The sequence below is a fragment of the Pseudomonas zanjanensis genome (genome assembly GCF_014268745.2).
GTDB classification, from domain to species: Bacteria; Pseudomonadota; Gammaproteobacteria; order Pseudomonadales; family Pseudomonadaceae; genus Aquipseudomonas; species Aquipseudomonas zanjanensis.
In genome coordinates this window covers 875,283-892,577 of record NZ_JABWRB020000002.1, presented here as the reverse complement: position 1 = coordinate 892,577, position 17,295 = coordinate 875,283, and the positions used below count along the sequence as shown (strand labels likewise).

Here is a 17,295-nt window from a genome sequence, read left to right as displayed (position 1 = left end):
CCTTCGCGAGCAAGCCCGCTCCCACAGATGGAATGCATTCCAAAATGTGGGAGCGGGCTTGCTCGCGAAGGGGGACTATCGATCACTGCATCTCTCAGGACCTGTCCTGATGCCTCGGCCAACTCAAGCTGAAGCACGCCCCACCCAGGCTCTTGCTCTTGCCGATCAATGCCCGGCCATCGTGCCAGTGGATGATCCGCCGCACGATCGACAACCCCAGCCCATGACCGCCCGACGCACGGGCACGGCTGTCGTCCAGGCGCAGGAACGGCTTGAAAATCCGCTCCCATGCCGCTTCCGGCACGCCGGGCCCGTCGTCTTCCACATCCACCCGGCAGCGCAACTGGCCCACCTGATAACTGACCGTGACCTTGGAATGGGCGTGGCGCATGGCATTGCCCACCAGATTCTGCAACGCGCGATGCAGGAAGCGTGGCTCGGCCTCGACCCAGGCGCCGTCGCAATCAGCGGCCGACAGGCAGAGGCCGCGCTCGACGATGACTCCGGCCCGCAACGGTCCCAGTTCATCGATCACCTGATTGACCAGCGCATCCAGATCCACCCGCTGGAAATTCAACGCCGGTGAGCCTTGTTCCAGCCGCGCGTAGGTGAGCATTTCGTCCACCAGCCGATCCAGGTCTTCGATGTCGTGGTCCATGCCCGCCAGGTATTTGTCCCGGGCCTGGGGCGTGGTGGCGCTGCCGAGCATTTCCAGGCCGAAGCGCAGGCGCGCCACCGGGGTGCGCAATTCGTGGGACACCGCCCGCACCAGCTCGCGCTGGATCGCCAACAGTTGCTGCAGGTGTTCGGCCATGCCGTTGAACGCCGCAGCCAGTCGCCCGACCGAGTCGGCGCCTCGGGCGGGCACCCGGGTTTCCAGGCTGCCCTGGGCGATCTGGGTGGCGGCCGATTCCAGGCCACGCAACCGTCGCTCCAACTGACGCACCAACAGATAGACGATCAAGCCGATCAGACTCAAGCCCAGCGCCGCGATCAACACCAGCCATTGCGGCGGATAAGGGTTCATCTGGTACAGCGGGCCGATCTCCAGCACCCACGGCGTACCGACCATGCCAGCGAAGACCCGGATGGAGTCACCGCCCTTGCCCAGGGCCATCACCGTATCGCCCTCGGACACGCGACGGCGCTGGTCTTCGTCCATGTCAGCCTGCTCGGCGGTCATGAGTCGCAGGTCGAAACCAAAGCCTTTTTCCTGCTCCAGTTGCGCCAACCGCTTGGGTTGCTCGGCCACCGGGTAACGCACCAGTTCGTCGGCCAACAGGTAAATGGTCGCGCGGGCCAGTTGCTCGCTGATCTGCTGGACTTCCCCGACCAACATCAATTGCTCGGCATCATTGACCAGCCGGTAGACTTTTGCCGCGTGCGGCCCGGTCTGCTCGACCAGCGCCTGGCCGCGCAGTACGCGGGTGCGCTGGCCGAGGTCGAGGTCGGTCTGGGTGAAGGTCTGCAACGCCAGGGGAATGCCCAGCAGGCGCTCCCACACCGCCAGCGCCCGGCGGCGCTCGGTGTCGTTCATCGGCCGCAGGTTGTCGGCCATCAACGAAAACGTGCCGTGGGCCAGGCGCTCGCGGTATTGCTCGCCGCGGGTCTGGTTGAGCAGGTGCAGGGCCAGCACACCGAGGATCGCCACCAACACCAGCGCCGCGCACATGCCGCCGTAAATACGCAGGAAGATCGAATTCACGGCGCCAGGTCTACGCAAGCTTCAGGAACGAACAGGTAGCCTTTGCTGCGGATGGTCTTGATCAACCGTGGATGGTCCGGGTCGTCGCCGATCTTGGGGCGGATGCGCGAGATGCGCACGTCGATGGAACGGTCCTGGCCGTCATAACCAATGCCGCGCAGGGCGGTGAAGATTTCTTCCCGGGACAGGATGCGCCCGGCATTGGACACCAGCAGCCACAGCAGGTCGAATTCGGCGCTGGTCAGCTCGATACCGTTGCCCTGCAACCAGGCTTCGCGCAGGGCATCGTCGACCACCAGCGGGCCGAATTGCAGGCGCCGCGGCTTCTGCGCCGTACTCGGCTCCGGCTCGCTGCGCCGCAGCAGGGCCTGGATGCGCGCCAAGAGCAGACGCGGGCGAACCGGTTTGCAGACGTAGTCATCGGCGCCCAGGTCCAGGCCCTGGATCTGATCGGTGTCGTCGGTGCGAGCGGTGAGCATCAGGATCGGCCCGTCATACTGCTGGCGCACTTTACGGCAAATGCTCAGGCCGTCTTCGCCGGGCAGCATCAGGTCGAGGACCACCAGGTCCGGCTGCTCGGCAATGATCCGCGCCGCCGCCACCGCACCGTCGCCTTCGATGGCGACACGCAACCCGTTGCTTTCGAGGTATTCCCGGGTCAGCTCGGCCAGACGCTGGTCATCCTCGACGATCAATACCTGCCAGGCTTCTTGTTCCACTGGGGCCTCGTCTTGCTGCGAATATAAAAGGAAGGATCAGCACAAACCTCTGTGGCGAGGGAGCTTGCTCCCGCTGGGGTGCGAAGCAGCCCCAAAAACTTGCGAGCGCTGCGCACTCGAGCGGGAGCAAGCTCCCTCGCCACAAAGTGCCCGCTTCAACTATTCGGAAACACCTCCCCCCATCTTTTTGTCATGTTAAAGGAGGATAAACACACCCATGCATGGGCCGATTGTATAAACGTCGCCTGCGCAGAAAACAAGCAGACAAATGCGTTTCGATCGGGTGGGTTTTCTGTGGTAACGTCCGCGCCCGCAAAAACCTTCAAGCTGTTTTCGGATCATCGAAACCAATGAAAAAAGGTCCACTCCAGCTAGGTCGCGGCCTACAGAGCTGTTCCACGTTTCGCACACAAATTACGCACAGGCTTATCCACAGGTAGTACGTTGCATACCCCCCAAAAACGCATTATCTTGTAGCCCGCCGCGTAAAAAACCCTACATGTAGGGTTTCAGGCCAAAAACCAAACACAAGTCGGGCAGAGAATTCAAGCGCTTTTCTTGCTTCTGTCCAACTGGAACATCGCATTTCCCCAAGCCCAGACCGCCCCTGCGGATGGCAACTGTTTCAAGGTCCGAAACGACCGAAACGGTACGGGTGTTGCAGTCAATTGCTGCCACCCCGGCAACCCGGTTTCGAGCCTCGCTCGCAACCTGAGAACTTCGGATGGAAGCGGCATTAAACGCCTGCTTCCTACTGTCCCGAAGTTGTTATGCCCGGCGCCAGTCGGTTGTAGTGCTTCAGGACGGAACGGTGGGCACCGTGATGGTGCCCAAACAAACATAGAGAACGTGGAGACACCCATGCACACCGACACAACTCGCGAGAACCCGCAGGGCACCGCGCCGCTGGCCGCCGATTCGAGCCCGGATCTGTCCGCCACCGCGCCGGGCCAACTGCGCGTGATCAAGCGTAACGGCACTGTCGTTCCTTACACCGATGACAAGATCACCGTCGCCATCACCAAAGCGTTCCTCGCAGTTGAGGGCGGCACCGCTGCCGCTTCGTCGCGAATCCACGACACCGTGGCCCGCCTGACCGAACAGGTCACCGCGACCTTCAAGCGTCGCATGCCGTCGGGCGGCACCATCCACATCGAAGAAATCCAGGACCAGGTCGAACTGGCCCTGATGCGTGCCGGCGAGCAGAAAGTGGCTCGCGACTACGTGATCTACCGTGACTCCCGCGCCAAGGAGCGTGCTACCCGCTCCCCTGCCGACGCCCCGGTCCAGGCCCACCCTTCGATCCGCATCGCACGCGCCGACGGCAGCCTGGCGCCGCTGGACATGGGCCGCCTGAACACCATCGTCACCGAGGCCTGCGAAGGCCTGGAAGAAGTCGATGGCGACCTGATCCAGCGCGAAACCCTGAAGAACCTCTATGACGGCGTCGCCCTCAAGGACGTCAACACCGCGTTGGTGATGACCGCGCGGACCCTGGTGGAACGCGAGCCGAACTACTCCTTCGTGACCGCCCGCCTGCTGATGGACACCCTGCGTGCCGAAGGCCTGAGCTTCCTGGAAGTCGCCGAGAGCGCGACCCACCACGAAATGGTCGACCTGTATGCCAAGGCCCTGCCAGCCTACGTCGCCAAGGGTATCGAATTCGAATTGCTGAACCCGGTCCTGGCCGAATTCGACCTGGAAAAACTCGGCAAGGCGATCAACCACGAGCGCGACCAGCAGTTCACCTACCTGGGCCTGCAAACCCTGTACGACCGTTACTTCATCCACAAGGATGGCGTGCGTTTCGAACTGCCGCAGATCTTCTTCATGCGCGTGGCCATGGGCCTGGCCATCGAAGAGAAGCAGCGTGAAGACCGTGCGATCGAGTTCTACAACCTGTTGTCGTCCTTCGACTACATGGCCTCGACCCCGACCCTGTTCAACGCCGGCACCCTGCGTCCGCAGCTGTCGAGCTGCTACCTGACCACCGTTCCGGATGACCTGTCGGGCATCTACGGCGCGATCCACGACAACGCCATGCTGTCGAAATTCGCCGGTGGCCTGGGCAACGACTGGACCCCGGTTCGCGCATTGGGCTCGTACATCAAGGGCACCAACGGCAAATCCCAGGGCGTCGTGCCGTTCCTCAAAGTGGTCAACGACACCGCCGTCGCGGTCAACCAGGGCGGCAAGCGCAAGGGCGCGGTCTGTGCCTACCTGGAAACCTGGCACATGGACATCGAAGAGTTCATCGAGCTGCGCAAGAACACCGGTGATGACCGTCGTCGTACCCACGACATGAACACCGCCAACTGGATCCCCGACCTGTTCATGAAGCGCGTCTTCGATGACGGCAAGTGGACCCTGTTCTCGCCATCCGAAGTGCCGGACCTGCACGACCTGACCGGCAAGGCTTTCGAAGAGCGCTACGAGTACTACGAAGCCCTGACCGAGTACAACAAGATCAAGCTGTTCAAAGTCGTCCAGGCCAAAGACCTGTGGCGCAAGATGCTGTCGATGCTGTTCGAGACCGGCCACCCATGGCTGACCTTCAAGGACCCGTGCAACCTGCGCAGCCCGCAGCAGCACGTGGGCGTGGTCCACAGCTCGAACCTGTGCACCGAGATCACCCTGAACACCAACAAGGACGAGATCGCGGTCTGCAACCTGGGCTCGATCAACCTGCCGAACCACATCGTCGACGGCAAGCTGGACACCGCCAAGCTGCAACGCACCGTGAACACCGCCGTGCGCATGCTCGACAACGTGATCGACATCAACTACTACTCGGTGCCGCAAGCGAAGAACTCCAACTTCAAGCACCGTCCGGTGGGCCTGGGCATCATGGGCTTCCAGGACGCGCTGTACCTGCAGCACATCCCGTATGGTTCGGACGCTGCGGTCGAGTTCGCCGACAAGTCCATGGAAGCGGTCAGCTACTACGCGATCCAGGCTTCCTGCGACCTGGCCGACGAGCGTGGCGCCTACGAGACGTTCCAGGGTTCGCTGTGGTCCCAGGGCATCCTGCCGCTGGACTCGCAACAGATCCTGATCGCCCAGCGCGGCCAGAAGTACATCGACGTTGACCTGAACGAATCCCTGGACTGGGCACCGGTTCGTGCCCGCGTGCAGAAAGGCATCCGTAACTCCAACATCATGGCCATCGCACCGACCGCCACCATCGCCAACATCACCGGCGTGTCGCAGTCGATCGAACCGACCTACCAGAACCTGTATGTGAAATCGAACCTGTCAGGCGAATTCACCGTGATCAACCCGTACCTGGTTCGCGACCTCAAGGCTCGCGGCCTGTGGGACTCGGTCATGATCAACGACCTGAAGTACTACGACGGTTCGGTGCAACAGATCGAGCGCATCCCGCAAGAGCTCAAAGCGCTCTACGCGACCGCGTTCGAAGTGGACACCAAGTGGATCGTCGACGCCGCCAGCCGTCGCCAGAAGTGGATCGACCAGGCTCAGTCGCTGAACCTGTACATCGCCGGCGCCTCGGGCAAGAAGCTGGACGTGACCTACCGCATGGCCTGGTACCGTGGCCTGAAAACCACCTACTACCTCCGTGCCCTGGCCGCTACCAGCACCGAGAAGTCGACCATCAACACCGGTAAGCTGAACGCGGTTTCCAGCGGCGGCAACCACGGTGACGATTCGGTCCTGGCTGCTCCAGCCGGACCTGCGCCAGTGCCAAAGGCCTGCGCGATCGACGAGCCGGATTGCGAAGCTTGCCAATAAGCTGAGCGGGTGGGCGTGTAAAAGCGCCCGCTGAAGAAGCCCCCGATAGACCGCTGGTTTATCGGGGGTTTTCTTTTGCCTGAAGAAAATTCGGCGCCTGGCCCCATCGCGAGCAGGATGTAGAACTGCGTACACATAACCCTGTGGGAGCGGGCTTGCTCGCGAAAGCGGTGGGTCAGGTACCGTCAATGCTGATTGTGCCGACGCCTTCGCGAGCAAGCCCGCTCCCACAGTCGGAAGTTGTTTGCTCGCGATGAGGCCAGCACAGGCACCACAAAAATAGCCACCCATAAAAAAGCCCCTCTTTCGAGGGGCTCCTTGTGCAGCCTTCAAACAGCCATCGACATCAAGCCATCTGAATGATGGTCTGCATGATGGTGCTCTGGGTGGAGATGGTCTTGGCGTTCGCCTGGTAGTTGCTCTGGGCCTTGATCAGCTCGACCAGTTCGTTGGTCAGGTTGACGTTGGACTCTTCCAGGGAGTTGGAGACGATCGAACCCAGGGTGCCGGTCTGTGGCGCATCGTAGCCCGGGATGCCCGAGGCGAAGGTTTCTTTCCAGCTGGTGCCGCCTACCGGTTGCAAACCTTGCTCGTTGGTGAAACTGGCGAGGGCGAGCTGGCCGATCGGCTTGGTCTGGTTGTTGCTGAAGTTAGCCAGCAATACACCGCTGCCGTCGATGGTCAGGTTAGTGATCTGGCCAGTGGCGTAGCCGTTCTGGGTTGGGATCGAGCGGGCGGTGTCGGCGTTGAACTGGGTGGTGTTGCCCATGGAAATCGTAATGGTCGGTGCGCTGGAAGCGCCGTTGGCGGTCCATGTCCCGTTGGTCACGGTGCCCGGAACCCAGCCGGTCAATACCAGATCGCTGTTGACGGTCGCTGGCGGAGTGGTGACCGTGGTCAATCTGCCGCTTGAATCGAAGTTCATGGTCGAAGGAACAGGCGCGGTCGCACCAGTCGTGGTCGGTGCGGTGCCGTTGAGGTTACGGCCATCGATCAAGGTGTAGACATTCCAAGTGTTGCCAGCCGTCTTGACCATGTACTGGTCCATCGAGTGCTGGTTACCCTGGGTGTCGTAGATCGGGGTGGTGAACTGCTTGGTGAACGTAGCGGTGTCGGCCGGATTGAACGCAGCAGTGATCGGCGTCGCTGTCGAGTTCAGGTTGATGGTCGAGGAGACCAGGCTGGTAGCGGTCGGCGGCAGGTTCGAGGTGTCGATGCGCAGGTCGGTCAGGATGCCGTTCTGGATCTTGCCGTTGGCATCCACGCCATAGCCCTGCAGGCGCGAGGTGCCATCACTGTTGGTGATGAAACCTTCCTTGTCGGTCTTGAACGTACCGGCACGGGTGTAGCTCAGGGAGCCGTCGTTGCTCAGGACAAAGAAGCCCTGGCCCTGGATGCCCATGTCCAGCACGTTGCCGGTGTTGTTCACGTCACCCTGGCCGAACTGCTGGGAAACGTTGGCCAGGCGCACGCCGTTGCCGACGGTCTTGCTGCCCGAACCCAGCTTGGTGGCCGAGTAGACGTCTTCGAATTCCGCGCGGGACGATTTGAAACCGGTGGTCGCCACGTTGGCGATGTTGTTGCCGGTCACGTCCAGCTGTTTGTTGGCTGCATAGAGACCGCTAAGGCCGATGTTGAAAGACATGTTGACTCCTTTTGCCGGTTAGTCGGCTCTACATACCAATAGTTTGTACTTTGGACAGGGCAATGCTGCCCAGCCCGGCCAGGTTGAGCATCAGCTCACCGCCCGTCTGGCTGATCGTCACGCTGCTGACCGTGGCCGGCAGGTTGGTGATCAACGACGTGGCCTTGCCATCGATGGTGGTCGAGGCCGCGAAGGTGTACGTGCCCGACTCGACCGTCGTGCCCGCGTCGTTCTTGCCATCCCAGATGAAGGCGGAGTTGCCGGCCTTCTGGCTGCCCAGGTCGATAGTGCGGACGGTCTTGCCATCCTTGTCCATGATCTTGACCGAGAGGGAAGACACTGCCGCCGGTACCACCACCGTGCCGTTGAGGCTCTTGGAGGTGTCGACCACGGCCTTGTCACCGGGCGCGATCACCGAGCGACCGACCAGGGACGAAGCCTGCAACGCCTGGGACGAGTTGTAATTGCCAGCGATGCCGCTGACGGTGTCGTTGAGCGTGGTGATGCCTTCCAGGCTGCTGAATTGCGCCAGTTGGGCAACGAATTCACCGTTGTCCTGTGGCTCCAGCGGGTTCTGGTTTTTCAATTGGGTAACGAGCAGTTGCAGGAACGCATCCTTGCCCAATTCCTGGTTGCCGCTCGCCGCATTGGTCGCCGCGCCCAGGCCATCGGTCGTGGTGTTGGTCTTGACCGAGGAGTTGGCCAGAATCTCGTTGAGGCTCAAACCGCCTGTTGTACTGGTGACGCTCATATGAATCGCCCCTTATCACTGACCGAGGGTCAGGACCTTCTGCATCATGGTTTTGGCGGTGTTCATCATTTCGACGTTGGTCTGGAACGAACGACTGGCGGAAATCATGTCGGCCATTTCTTCGACGACGTTGACGTTCGGGTAGTAGACATAACCCTTGGCGTCCGCGGCCGGATGGTTTGGCTCATAACGTGCTTCGAGGTTGCTCTGGTCTTCGACCACGCCAAGCACTTGCACGCCCTGCCCCGCCGCGTCCTGGTCCTGGAACAGCGAGTCGCTGCCGCCGGACTGGCCGCCCTGGAACATGGTGGCGAACACCGGGTGGCGGGCGCGGTAGGTCTGGTCGATGCTCGACGAAACGGTCTCGGCGTTGGCGATGTTACTGGCGACGGTGTTCAGGCGAGTGGTCTGGGCACTCATGGCACTGCCGGCGATGTTGAAAACGCTCGCGATCGACATGGCTTACTCTCCACGCAGGGCCGATACCAGCCCTTTGAATTTACTGTTGAGCAGGGTGAAGCTGGCCTGGAAGTTCACGGAGTTTTCCGCGTAGTTGGACTGTTCCAGTTGAGCGTCCACGGTGTTCTGGTCGATCGACGGCTGCATCGGCGTGCGATACATCAGCGATTCGTCGCCGCTGCCCACGCCTTCGGCTTCGATATGACGGTTGTTGGTCATGTTCAAGGCGAAGTGGCCGTTCTTGGTCTTCTCGTTCTGCTCGGCGAGCACCTTGGAGAAGTCCAGGTCGCGGGCCTTGTAGTTCGGGGTATCGGCGTTGGCGATGTTGTTGGCCAGGACTTCGGCACGCTGGGCGCGGAAGCTCAGGGCCTGTTCGTGGATACCGAGCGCTTTATCGAAGCTGATGCTCATGTCGGAAACCTTTGGGTGACCAGAATGTACGTACGATGGCTTTAGCAAGCGTCGTGCCACTTTCAGAAACCCCGTAAACCGGGGCTTTGCGGGGATCGGCAAAGCGGCAATGCCAGAAAAGCGGCAATCGGCTTCCGCTGGCTGCCGCTTTTCTGCCGCTTTCCAAGGGCAGTGATATTCAAATTGTGGGAGCGGGCTTGCTCGCGAAAGCGGTGTGTCAGTGACTGTTATCTTGACTGACACACCGCTTTCGCGAGCAAGCCCGCTCCCACAGGGGACTGTGGTGGATTAGAGAAAACCGGCAGGCAAAAAAAACGGGAACCCATGGGGCTCCCGTTCTTTTACAAAGCCAATCACTTCGCCTGGTAGATGATCCCCGGGCTGCACTGGACCATCTGGTAATGATCCGGCAAACCGTTCAACGCCTCGGAGGCGCCGAGGAACAGGTAGCCACCCGGCTTGAGCGTGCCATGGATACGCAGCAGGATGTCTTTCTTCACTTCGGCGGAAAAGTAGATCAACACGTTGCGGCAGAACACGATGTCGAACTTGCCCAGGCTGGCGTAGCTGTCCAGCAGGTTGAACGAACGGAACTCGACCCGGCTCTTGATCGGCGCCTTGACCACCCACTTGCCCGGCCCTTTCGGGTCGAAGTAGCGTTGCAGGCGGTCCGGCGACAGGCCACGGCCGATGGCCAGGCTGTCGTACTCGCCGGTCTTGCAGTTATTGAGCATGGTGCCGGACAGGTCGGTGGCAACGATCTGCACGCCACCTTTCAGCTGGCCCAAGTTGGTCCGCTCGAACTCATCGATCGACATCGACAACGAATAGGGTTCCTGGCCCGACGAACAGGCCGCCGACCAGATCCGCAGGCGCTGGCCCGGGCTGGCCTTGATGGCCGCCGGCAGCACTTTGTTCTTCAGCACCTCGAATGGATAGGTGTCACGAAACCACAGGGTTTCGTTGGTGGTCATCGCGTCCACCACCATCTCGCGCAAGCCGCTGCGCGGTTGGGTCTGGATACGCTGCACCAGCTCGCCCAATGACTTGAGGCCCTGTTGCTCCATCAATTTATTGAGACGGCTCGACACCAGGTACTGCTTGTTTTCACCAAGCAGGATGCCACAGGCTTTTTCCAGGAAGACCCGGAACTGTTCGAAATCCAAATTACCCGTAGACAAGATACCGCCTCTTTCATCGTGTTGACTTGCCGGGCGCACAACGCACCCGACCTCTACTTTATTCTGCTGCCTTGATCCGATCGACGACCCGGGACGCCAGGTCATCGGGGCGGAATTTCGCCAGGAAATCGTCGGCACCGACCTTCTTGACCATCGCCTGGTTGAAAACACCGGACAACGAAGTATGCAAGATGATGTGCAGCTTTTGCATACGCGGGTCGCTGCGGATTTCCGAGGTCAGGGTGTACCCGTCCATCTCCGGCATCTCGATGTCGGAGATCATCATCAGAAACTCTTCCTCGGGCTTCTTGCCCTCGTCGACCAGCTTGCGCAGGTAATCCAGCGCCTGTCGCCCGTCGTTCAACGCCACCACATCGACGCCGACCGTTTGCAGGCAACGAGTGACCTGCTTGCGGGCCACCGAAGAATCGTCGACGGTCAGCACCCGCAGCGAAATCGCCTTGTGCTGGGTCTCGGCGTCCACCACGCCCGCGGAGATCGCTTCCGGCGTGGGTGCCACTTCGGCGAGGATTTTCTCCACGTCGATGATTTCCACCAACTGGTTATCGACCCGCGTCACCGCCGTCAGGTAGTGATCGCGACCGGTGCCCTTGGGCGGCGGATGGATCTCTTCCCAGTTCATGTTGACGATGCGTTCCACCGAGCGCACCAGGAAACCCTGGGTCTTGGTGTTGTACTCGGTGATGATCACAAACGGATTGCTCTGGTCCAGCAGCCGACCGGAACCGGTCGCCATCGCCAGGTCGAGAATCGGGATGGTCGCACCCCGGATATTGGCCACACCGCACACGACGGGGCTGGACTTGGGCATCAGGGTCAGCTTGGGGCATTGCAGCACCTCGCGGACCTTGAATACGTTGATCCCATACATTTGTTGGCCGTCGAGACGGAACAACAACAGCTCCAGGCGATTCTGACCGACCAGCTGAGTGCGCTGGTTTACCGAATCCATTACTCCCGCCATGCCCTGACTCCTACCTAACGCTAATGTGTCCGACGCGCATTCATCACTAAACGGCACGGGGCTTGCTATTGAACCGGCATGAACGCACAAACGACATTTTCTCGACGCCTGACCACTCACTGCCGCCACTGGCTCGGTGCACTGTTGGCTGCCTGCCTGTTCACCTCGGGTGGTCCTGCCCTTGCGGCGGTTCCGGTTACCTTGCCTGATCTCCTTATCGGCGTCACTCAGGGCTTTCTTGAATTCACCGTAGAAGACTATCTGGCAACCAGTCAAACCGAAGGTCGTTACGAAATCGAAGTCAACCAGCTCGACCCGCGCCTGCGCATGCCCATGTGTGACAAGGAATTGACTGCTTCCCTGGAGAGCCCGGCCCGGCCCCTGGGTCGCGTCACGGTGAAGGTCCGTTGCGACAGCGCCGCGCCCTGGACGGTGTTCGTGCCCGCTCAAGTGCGCCTGTTCCGGGAAATTGTCACCACCACCCGTCCGCTCAAGCGGGCCGGGATCGTCGAGCCACAGGACGTCATGTTGCGCGAGCGCGACATCAGCCAGATCACCCAGGGTTTCCTGACCTCGGTCGATCAGGCCGTCGGGCAGAAACTTGTCCGACCAATGGTCGCCGACCAGGTCGTAACCCTGGTGCATCTGGAACAGGCCGAGGTGGTCCGCAAGGGCGACCAGGTGGTCATCACCGCCCGCAGCGGTTCCCTGGCCGTGCGGATGCCCGGCGAGGCCCTGTCCAATGGCGGCATGCGTGAGCAGATACGAGTAAAAAACCTTAACTCCCAGCGCGTCATCAAGGCGCAGGTGATGGCCCCAGGCCAAGTGGAAGTGGCGATGTAATGACCTGGTAAAGGAGGTAGAAAGCTGGCGCTTGATCCCGGTGTTCCCTAGACTGTGCCTTATGCAAAGGCAAGCGCAGACGTGCGCACGTTCATTGAATAAATGAGCCTAAAGTTTTTTTGGGAATGGCCGAAAACATGGCAAGCGTCCAAATACCCAGAGGTTTTTTACCATGGTCATCGATTTCAATCGTTTAAACAGCTCTTCACCGCTGACAGGCACTACGCGTACCAGCGCCACCAAGGAAACCGTCGAAACCGACAAATCCGCGCCGCTGTCCACGCCAGCCGAAGTCAGCAACGGGGAGTCGGTACACCTCAGCAATGAGGCTCAGCAGTTGCAGAAGCTCACTGACAAGCTGCGCGATCAACCTGTCGTCAACAACGCCCGCGTGGCCGAGTTGAAAGCAGCCATCGCCGATGGCAGCTACAAAGTCGACAGCAACCGCGTAGCCAGCAAACTGCTCAACTTCGAAGCCCAGCGCTAGGCCGCCGCCTGCGCCAGGCTTTTGGACGCTAAGACCCAAGGCCAGCCATGCACGACACTCAATTATTGCAACTGATCATCGACGATTTCGTACCAGCGCAACAATTGCTGGAGTTATTGCAGGCCGAATCCGTGGCCCTGCACGGTCGTGACATGCCTTTGCTGGAAAACATCCTGGCGCAGAAACAGGCACTGATCATCTTGCTCGACCAGCATGGCCGCAAGCGCAGCGAGATCCTCGCCAGCCTCAACCTGCCCGCCAATCATGACGGCCTCGAGCAATTGGCCGGTCAGTCGACCGTCGGCGATCAGTTGCTGTCCCAGAGCAAGGTGCTCAACGACCTGCTCGCACAATGCCAGGCCACCAACGCCCGCAACGGCCAGTCGATCCAGATGCAGCAGGCCGCCACCGCCAACCAATTGCGCATTCTCAACGGTGGCGAGATCCCGACACTGTATGACGCCAGCGGTTCGACGGCCAGAATGGTCAAGCACCGTCCGCTCAGCCAGGCATGAAACGAACTATGCCTTCGCTCTATCAACGCGCGAAACATGCTGGCAAAATGCTAGCCATTCGTAGTCGTATTTTGCCTGGAGATTGACCCACCGTGTTCAATGCCTCAAACGCGGATGATGCTCCGCAGCCACCCAAGGTCCTTACCACGCCCCTGGAAATCTCCGGCAACCTGCGGATGCTGCAAGATAGCCACGACCCGCTGATCATTACGTTCCATGAACGCACCCAGCGCTTTCAGAGTTATCTGGTCAATGTCGATCGCGAGACCAATTCCATCGCCCTGGATGAAATGATTCCCCGGGACGGCGAGCGTTTCCTACTGGCCGGCGAGCCGTTTCGCGTCGAGGGCTTCCATGACGGCGTGCGCATCGCGTGGGATGGCAAGGGCCCGCTGACCATCGATGAATCCAGCGACGGTCGCTGCTACCGCGGCGCCCTGCCCGACGAGGTGGTCTACCACCAACGTCGCAACGCCTTCCGCGCCGCCTTGAAGCTGGCACAACTGGTGAGCGTCGAACTGGGCGGCGACAAGATGAAGTCCCCCGTAGAAGGCAAGCTGCTGGACATTTCCGCCACCGGTTGCAAGTTGCGTTTCGACGGCGATATCACCGAGCGACTGCAATTGGGCCAAGTGTACGAGCGCTTCGTCGCAGCCCTGCCGTTTGGCAACATGACCGCCCCCGTCGAGCTGCGCTACCTGCACTTCGAAGAACGATTCAACACCACCTTCGCCGGCGTACGCTTCCACAACATCAGCGGCCTGGTGCAACGGCAAGTCGAGCGGTTCGTCTACCAGCTCCAGCGCGAAGCCCGCCGCTTCGACAAAGACGACCTCTGATCCTCAAGCATAAAAAACGGGCAGTCCCTTGCGGTGACTGCCCGTTTTTTTATGCCTGCTTCAAGGCCTGGCCTGGGTAAAACTGGGGCCCTCGGGCTCTTCGGTTTCCGCAGCGGCTTCGGCGGCCGGCTCAGGCTCCCCGTCCGGATTGGGCGATGTCTGCATCTGCTCCTGAACGACCTGCTCGTCGACCCGCGGATCAAGGCACGCCACCAAGGGCGAGCTGGTCATGTTGTCCGGCATGGCCACATGGTGCAGCGGCGCATCATCGACCTGATGCAGATTAGTGACCGCTTTCGGCCGAATCCGCCACACGAGCACCAACGCAAACAAAGCGAAGAAGCCATACAGCATCTGGCTGCCGTACAGCTTCATCAGCACGCCGGCCACCAATGGGCCGATACTGGCGCCCACGCCGTAGGTCACTAACAGCATCGCCGTGAGCGACACCCGGCGATCGCCCTCGACGTGGTCGTTGGAAAACGCCACCGCCAGCGGGTACAGGCAAAACTGCACCAACGAACAGCAGAACCCCGCGACGAACAATATTTCCAGCGGCACCTTCGACAAGATGGCCAGGGGCAATGCACATACCGCCAGGGCCAGAGCGAAGCAGCGGATCAACAGTGCCCGGTCATAACGATCCGATAGCCAGCCCAGCGGCCACTGCACCAGCAGGCCGGCAAAGATGCAGCTACCCATGAACAGGCCGACCTGTTCGGTGCTCAGGCCCTGCTGGGAGGCGTAGAGCGGCGCCAGACCGTAGAAGGAACCCACGATCAGCCCCGAGCCCAACACCGTGGTCAAAGACTGTGGCACGCGTTTTATAAAGAAACGCGGCTCCATCGGTGCCGGATGCAGCGGTGCCGGGTGAATCCGCCGGGTCAGCGCCACCGGCACCAGGCACAGGGCGAAACACAGCGCCACCAGCATCAGCAGTTCCAGGCCCAGGGCCGGGTGCATGACCAGAATCAACTGCCCCAGTACCAACCCCAGGTACGAGGCAATCATGTAGCCGCTGAACACCACACCGCGCTGCTTGGCGTCGGCCTGTTCGTTGAGCCAGCTCTCGATGACCATGTACTGGCACATCATGCCGAGGCCAACGATCATCCGCAGCACGATCCAGGCCGGCAGCCAGTTCACCAGGCCATGGCCCAGCACGGCCGCCCCGACGATCCCGGCACAGGCCGAGTAGGCGCGGATGTGTCCGACACGGGCGATCAGCCGGTGACCGATCTTGCCGCCCAGCACCAGCCCGAAATAGTTGGCGGCCATCAGCGCACCGACCCAGAGGCTATCCACATGGTCGGCGGCCAGGCGCAAGGCCAGGTAAGTACTCAAGAGGCCCGAGCCGATCAACATCATCAGCGAGGCGAAATAAAGCGCTCGAAAAGGTTTCCAGATTTGGCGCATCGGCGTTCCGAGCGGCTCCTTGAGGTAAGTAAGGGCTATCCGTTGAAGATAGCCCGAATGCGACGGTTCGTTAGGCCTGGGCCGCGAGGACACGCCGCTCCCAGGGCGTGATTTCGTCAAAGAAACTGGTCAGTTCCAAGGTCTTGGAGGCGATGTAGCCTTCGATGAACTCCGTGCCGAACAGTTCCTTCGCCAGATGACTACGCTTCAGACGCTCCAGGGCGGCATGCAAGGTACATGGCAGTGATAGATTATCAGGCACTTCAAATTCGCCCTGGATCGCCGCGCTCGGCTCCAGGCGATGTTCGATCCCATACAGCCCGGCGGCCAGGCTGGCGGCAATCGCCAGGTAGGGGTTGGCATCGGCCCCGGGCAAGCGGTTCTCGACCCGTCGGGCCACCGGCGAACTGGCGGGAATCCGCAACCCGGCCGAACGGTTGTCATGGGACCAACAGGCATTGTTCGGCGAAGCGAACGGATGGCACAGGCGTTGGTAGGAATTCACGTTCGGCGCGAACAACGCGGTGAAGTCCGCCAGGCACGCCTGTTGCCCGCCGATGAAATGCCGGAACGTGGCCGTCGGGTCGCCCGCGTCGTCACTGAACACGTTGCGGCCGCTGTCCACCTCGACGACGCTCTGGTGGATATGCATCGAGCTGCCCGGCGTGTGGGCCAGGGGCTTGGCCATGCAGACCACGGTCAGGCCGTGCTTGAGCGCCACTTCCTTGAGCAGGTGCTTGAACAGGAAGGTCTGGTCCGCCAGCAACAAAGGGTCGCCGTGCAGCAGATTGATCTCGAACTGGCTCACGCCCATTTCGTGCATGAAGGTGTCGCGAGGCAAGCCCAGCGCCGCCATGCAGGCATAGACTTCGCTGAAGAACGGGCGCAGGCCATTGTTGGAACTGATGCTGAACGCCGATTGGCCGTCTTCGCGACGTCCATCCAGGCCCAGCGGCGGCTGGAACGGCTGGGTCGGGTCCGGGTTGGGGGCGAAGACGAAAAATTCCAGCTCGGTCGCGACCACTGGCGCCAGGCCAAGGGCGGCATAACGCGCGACAACTGCCTTGAGCTGGCCGCGTGTCGACAGCCGGGAGCTTTCACCGGTCAGTTCGTCGGCGTCACAGATCGCCAGGGCACGGGGCTGTTGGCTCCAGGGCAAGCGGTGGATCTGTTTCGGATCGGCCACCAGCGCCAGGTCGCCGTCGTCGCTGCCGTAGAAACGCGCCGGCGGATAACCGCCCATGATGCATTGCAGCAGCACGCCCCGCGCCAACTGCAACCGCCGCCCTTCGAGGAAACCCTCGGCGGTCATCACCTTGCCCCGCGGCACGCCGTTCAAATCCGGCGTGACACATTCAATCTCATCAATGCCCGTCAGTCGCTGCGCGAGTGAACGCTGGCCATCGGTTGTCATGACGCAATCCTTGTTATGTGCGAGCCGCGAACGGCAACCCGTACAAAATAGGCTCCGGCTGTTCGGAATATCAAGCGCCCACAAACAATAAACACGAGTGCGGGGAATGTGAGGTCCAGTGTGGGAGCGGGCTTGCTCGCGCAAGCGGTGTGTCAGTCAGCATAAGTATGAC

At 61.0% G+C, this 17,295-nt stretch carries 15 protein-coding genes; 5 read left to right on the top strand and 10 right to left on the bottom strand.

From position 1 onward, the window contains the following. Nucleotides 1-94: 94 nt before the first annotated feature. Together HU715_RS19775 and HU715_RS19770 are read right to left on the bottom strand one after the other, a co-directional pair. Complete coding sequence (locus tag HU715_RS19775) at nucleotides 95-1,705, bottom strand: ATP-binding protein (RefSeq protein WP_186707041.1); 1,611 nt, start codon at nucleotides 1,703-1,705, stop codon at nucleotides 95-97. Further along, on the bottom strand, nucleotides 1,702-2,424 hold the full coding sequence (locus HU715_RS19770; RefSeq protein ID WP_186707042.1) for a response regulator: 723 nt from the start codon (nucleotides 2,422-2,424) through the stop codon (nucleotides 1,702-1,704). The genes HU715_RS19775 and HU715_RS19770 overlap by 4 nt, the downstream gene beginning before the upstream one ends. Nucleotides 2,425-3,285: 861 nt before the next feature. Here HU715_RS19770 and HU715_RS19765 point away from each other — a divergent pair. Continuing rightward, entirely contained in the window at nucleotides 3,286-6,177 is a 2,892-nt protein-coding gene (locus HU715_RS19765) for a ribonucleoside-diphosphate reductase subunit alpha (protein ID WP_053124363.1), read from the top strand. A 346-nt stretch (nucleotides 6,178-6,523) separates the two neighbouring features. Here the strand turns inward: HU715_RS19765 and flgE are convergent, their stop codons facing one another. The 6 genes from flgE to HU715_RS19735 all read right to left on the bottom strand — a co-directional run bounded on the left by flgE (nucleotide 6,524) and on the right by HU715_RS19735 (nucleotide 11,609). Further along, on the bottom strand, nucleotides 6,524-7,822 hold the full coding sequence (gene flgE / locus HU715_RS19760; RefSeq protein ID WP_186707043.1) for a flagellar hook protein FlgE: 1,299 nt from the start codon (nucleotides 7,820-7,822) through the stop codon (nucleotides 6,524-6,526). A 28-nt stretch (nucleotides 7,823-7,850) separates the two neighbouring features. Next, the gene (flgD, locus tag HU715_RS19755; protein ID WP_186707044.1) at nucleotides 7,851-8,573 is read right to left on the bottom strand and encodes a flagellar hook assembly protein FlgD; all 723 of its coding nucleotides are present in this window, start codon (nucleotides 8,571-8,573) and stop codon (nucleotides 7,851-7,853) included. 15 nt (nucleotides 8,574-8,588) lie between these two features. Next, a complete protein-coding gene (gene flgC / locus HU715_RS19750; RefSeq protein ID WP_039591882.1) occupies nucleotides 8,589-9,032 on the bottom strand; it encodes a flagellar basal body rod protein FlgC in 444 nt (147 codons plus the stop codon). A gap of 3 nt (nucleotides 9,033-9,035) precedes the next feature. After that, entirely contained in the window at nucleotides 9,036-9,443 is a 408-nt protein-coding gene (gene flgB / locus HU715_RS19745; protein ID WP_186707045.1) for a flagellar basal body rod protein FlgB, read from the bottom strand. Nucleotides 9,444-9,796: 353 nt separating this feature from the next. Beyond that, nucleotides 9,797-10,624: a protein-glutamate O-methyltransferase CheR gene (cheR, locus tag HU715_RS19740; protein WP_186707046.1), complete on the bottom strand. Its 828-nt coding sequence runs from the start codon at nucleotides 10,622-10,624 to the stop codon at nucleotides 9,797-9,799. A 58-nt stretch (nucleotides 10,625-10,682) separates the two neighbouring features. Then, a complete protein-coding gene (locus HU715_RS19735) occupies nucleotides 10,683-11,609 on the bottom strand; it encodes a chemotaxis protein CheV (RefSeq protein ID WP_186707047.1) in 927 nt (308 codons plus the stop codon). Between the two features lie 78 nt (nucleotides 11,610-11,687). Between HU715_RS19735 and flgA the strand changes: the two genes are divergently transcribed. The 4 genes from flgA to HU715_RS19715 all read left to right on the top strand — a co-directional run bounded on the left by flgA (nucleotide 11,688) and on the right by HU715_RS19715 (nucleotide 14,293). After that, a complete protein-coding gene (flgA, locus tag HU715_RS19730) occupies nucleotides 11,688-12,452 on the top strand; it encodes a flagellar basal body P-ring formation chaperone FlgA (RefSeq protein WP_186707048.1) in 765 nt (254 codons plus the stop codon). A gap of 172 nt (nucleotides 12,453-12,624) precedes the next feature. Beyond that, nucleotides 12,625-12,939: a flagellar biosynthesis anti-sigma factor FlgM gene (flgM, locus tag HU715_RS19725; protein WP_186707049.1), complete on the top strand. Its 315-nt coding sequence runs from the start codon at nucleotides 12,625-12,627 to the stop codon at nucleotides 12,937-12,939. Between the two features lie 47 nt (nucleotides 12,940-12,986). Next, complete coding sequence (locus HU715_RS19720) at nucleotides 12,987-13,454, top strand: flagella synthesis protein FlgN (protein WP_186707050.1); 468 nt, start codon at nucleotides 12,987-12,989, stop codon at nucleotides 13,452-13,454. 92 nt (nucleotides 13,455-13,546) lie between these two features. Beyond that, a complete protein-coding gene (locus HU715_RS19715) occupies nucleotides 13,547-14,293 on the top strand; it encodes a flagellar regulator YcgR PilZN domain-containing protein (protein ID WP_186707051.1) in 747 nt (248 codons plus the stop codon). A 60-nt stretch (nucleotides 14,294-14,353) separates the two neighbouring features. Here HU715_RS19715 and HU715_RS19710 read toward each other — a convergent pair whose 3' ends face one another. Next, nucleotides 14,354-15,709, bottom strand: a complete 1,356-nt coding sequence (locus HU715_RS19710) for an MFS transporter (protein WP_186707052.1) — start codon at nucleotides 15,707-15,709, stop codon at nucleotides 14,354-14,356. 70 nt (nucleotides 15,710-15,779) lie between these two features. Beyond that, nucleotides 15,780-17,021: a glutamine synthetase family protein gene (locus HU715_RS19705; protein WP_186707072.1), complete on the bottom strand. Its 1,242-nt coding sequence runs from the start codon at nucleotides 17,019-17,021 to the stop codon at nucleotides 15,780-15,782. Nucleotides 17,022-17,295 lie beyond the last annotated feature (274 nt).

Excerpts from the sequence above, each read along its gene's own strand:
- HU715_RS19765 (WP_053124363.1), top strand. The coding sequence starts at position 3,286 with ATGCACACCGACACAACTCGCGAGAACCCGCAGGGCACCGCGCCGCTG.
- flgE (WP_186707043.1), bottom strand. The coding sequence starts at position 7,822 with ATGTCTTTCAACATCGGCCTTAGCGGTCTCTATGCAGCCAACAAACAG.
- flgD (WP_186707044.1), bottom strand. The coding sequence starts at position 8,573 with ATGAGCGTCACCAGTACAACAGGCGGTTTGAGCCTCAACGAGATTCTG.
- flgC (WP_039591882.1), bottom strand. The coding sequence starts at position 9,032 with ATGTCGATCGCGAGCGTTTTCAACATCGCCGGCAGTGCCATGAGTGCC.
- flgB (WP_186707045.1), bottom strand. The coding sequence starts at position 9,443 with ATGAGCATCAGCTTCGATAAAGCGCTCGGTATCCACGAACAGGCCCTG.
- HU715_RS19735 (WP_186707047.1), bottom strand. The coding sequence starts at position 11,609 with ATGGCGGGAGTAATGGATTCGGTAAACCAGCGCACTCAGCTGGTCGGT.
- flgA (WP_186707048.1), top strand. The coding sequence starts at position 11,688 with ATGAACGCACAAACGACATTTTCTCGACGCCTGACCACTCACTGCCGC.
- flgM (WP_186707049.1), top strand. The coding sequence starts at position 12,625 with ATGGTCATCGATTTCAATCGTTTAAACAGCTCTTCACCGCTGACAGGC.
- HU715_RS19720 (WP_186707050.1), top strand. The coding sequence starts at position 12,987 with ATGCACGACACTCAATTATTGCAACTGATCATCGACGATTTCGTACCA.
- HU715_RS19710 (WP_186707052.1), bottom strand. The coding sequence starts at position 15,709 with ATGCGCCAAATCTGGAAACCTTTTCGAGCGCTTTATTTCGCCTCGCTG.
- HU715_RS19705 (WP_186707072.1), bottom strand. The coding sequence starts at position 17,021 with ATGACCGCCGAGGGTTTCCTCGAAGGGCGGCGGTTGCAGTTGGCGCGG.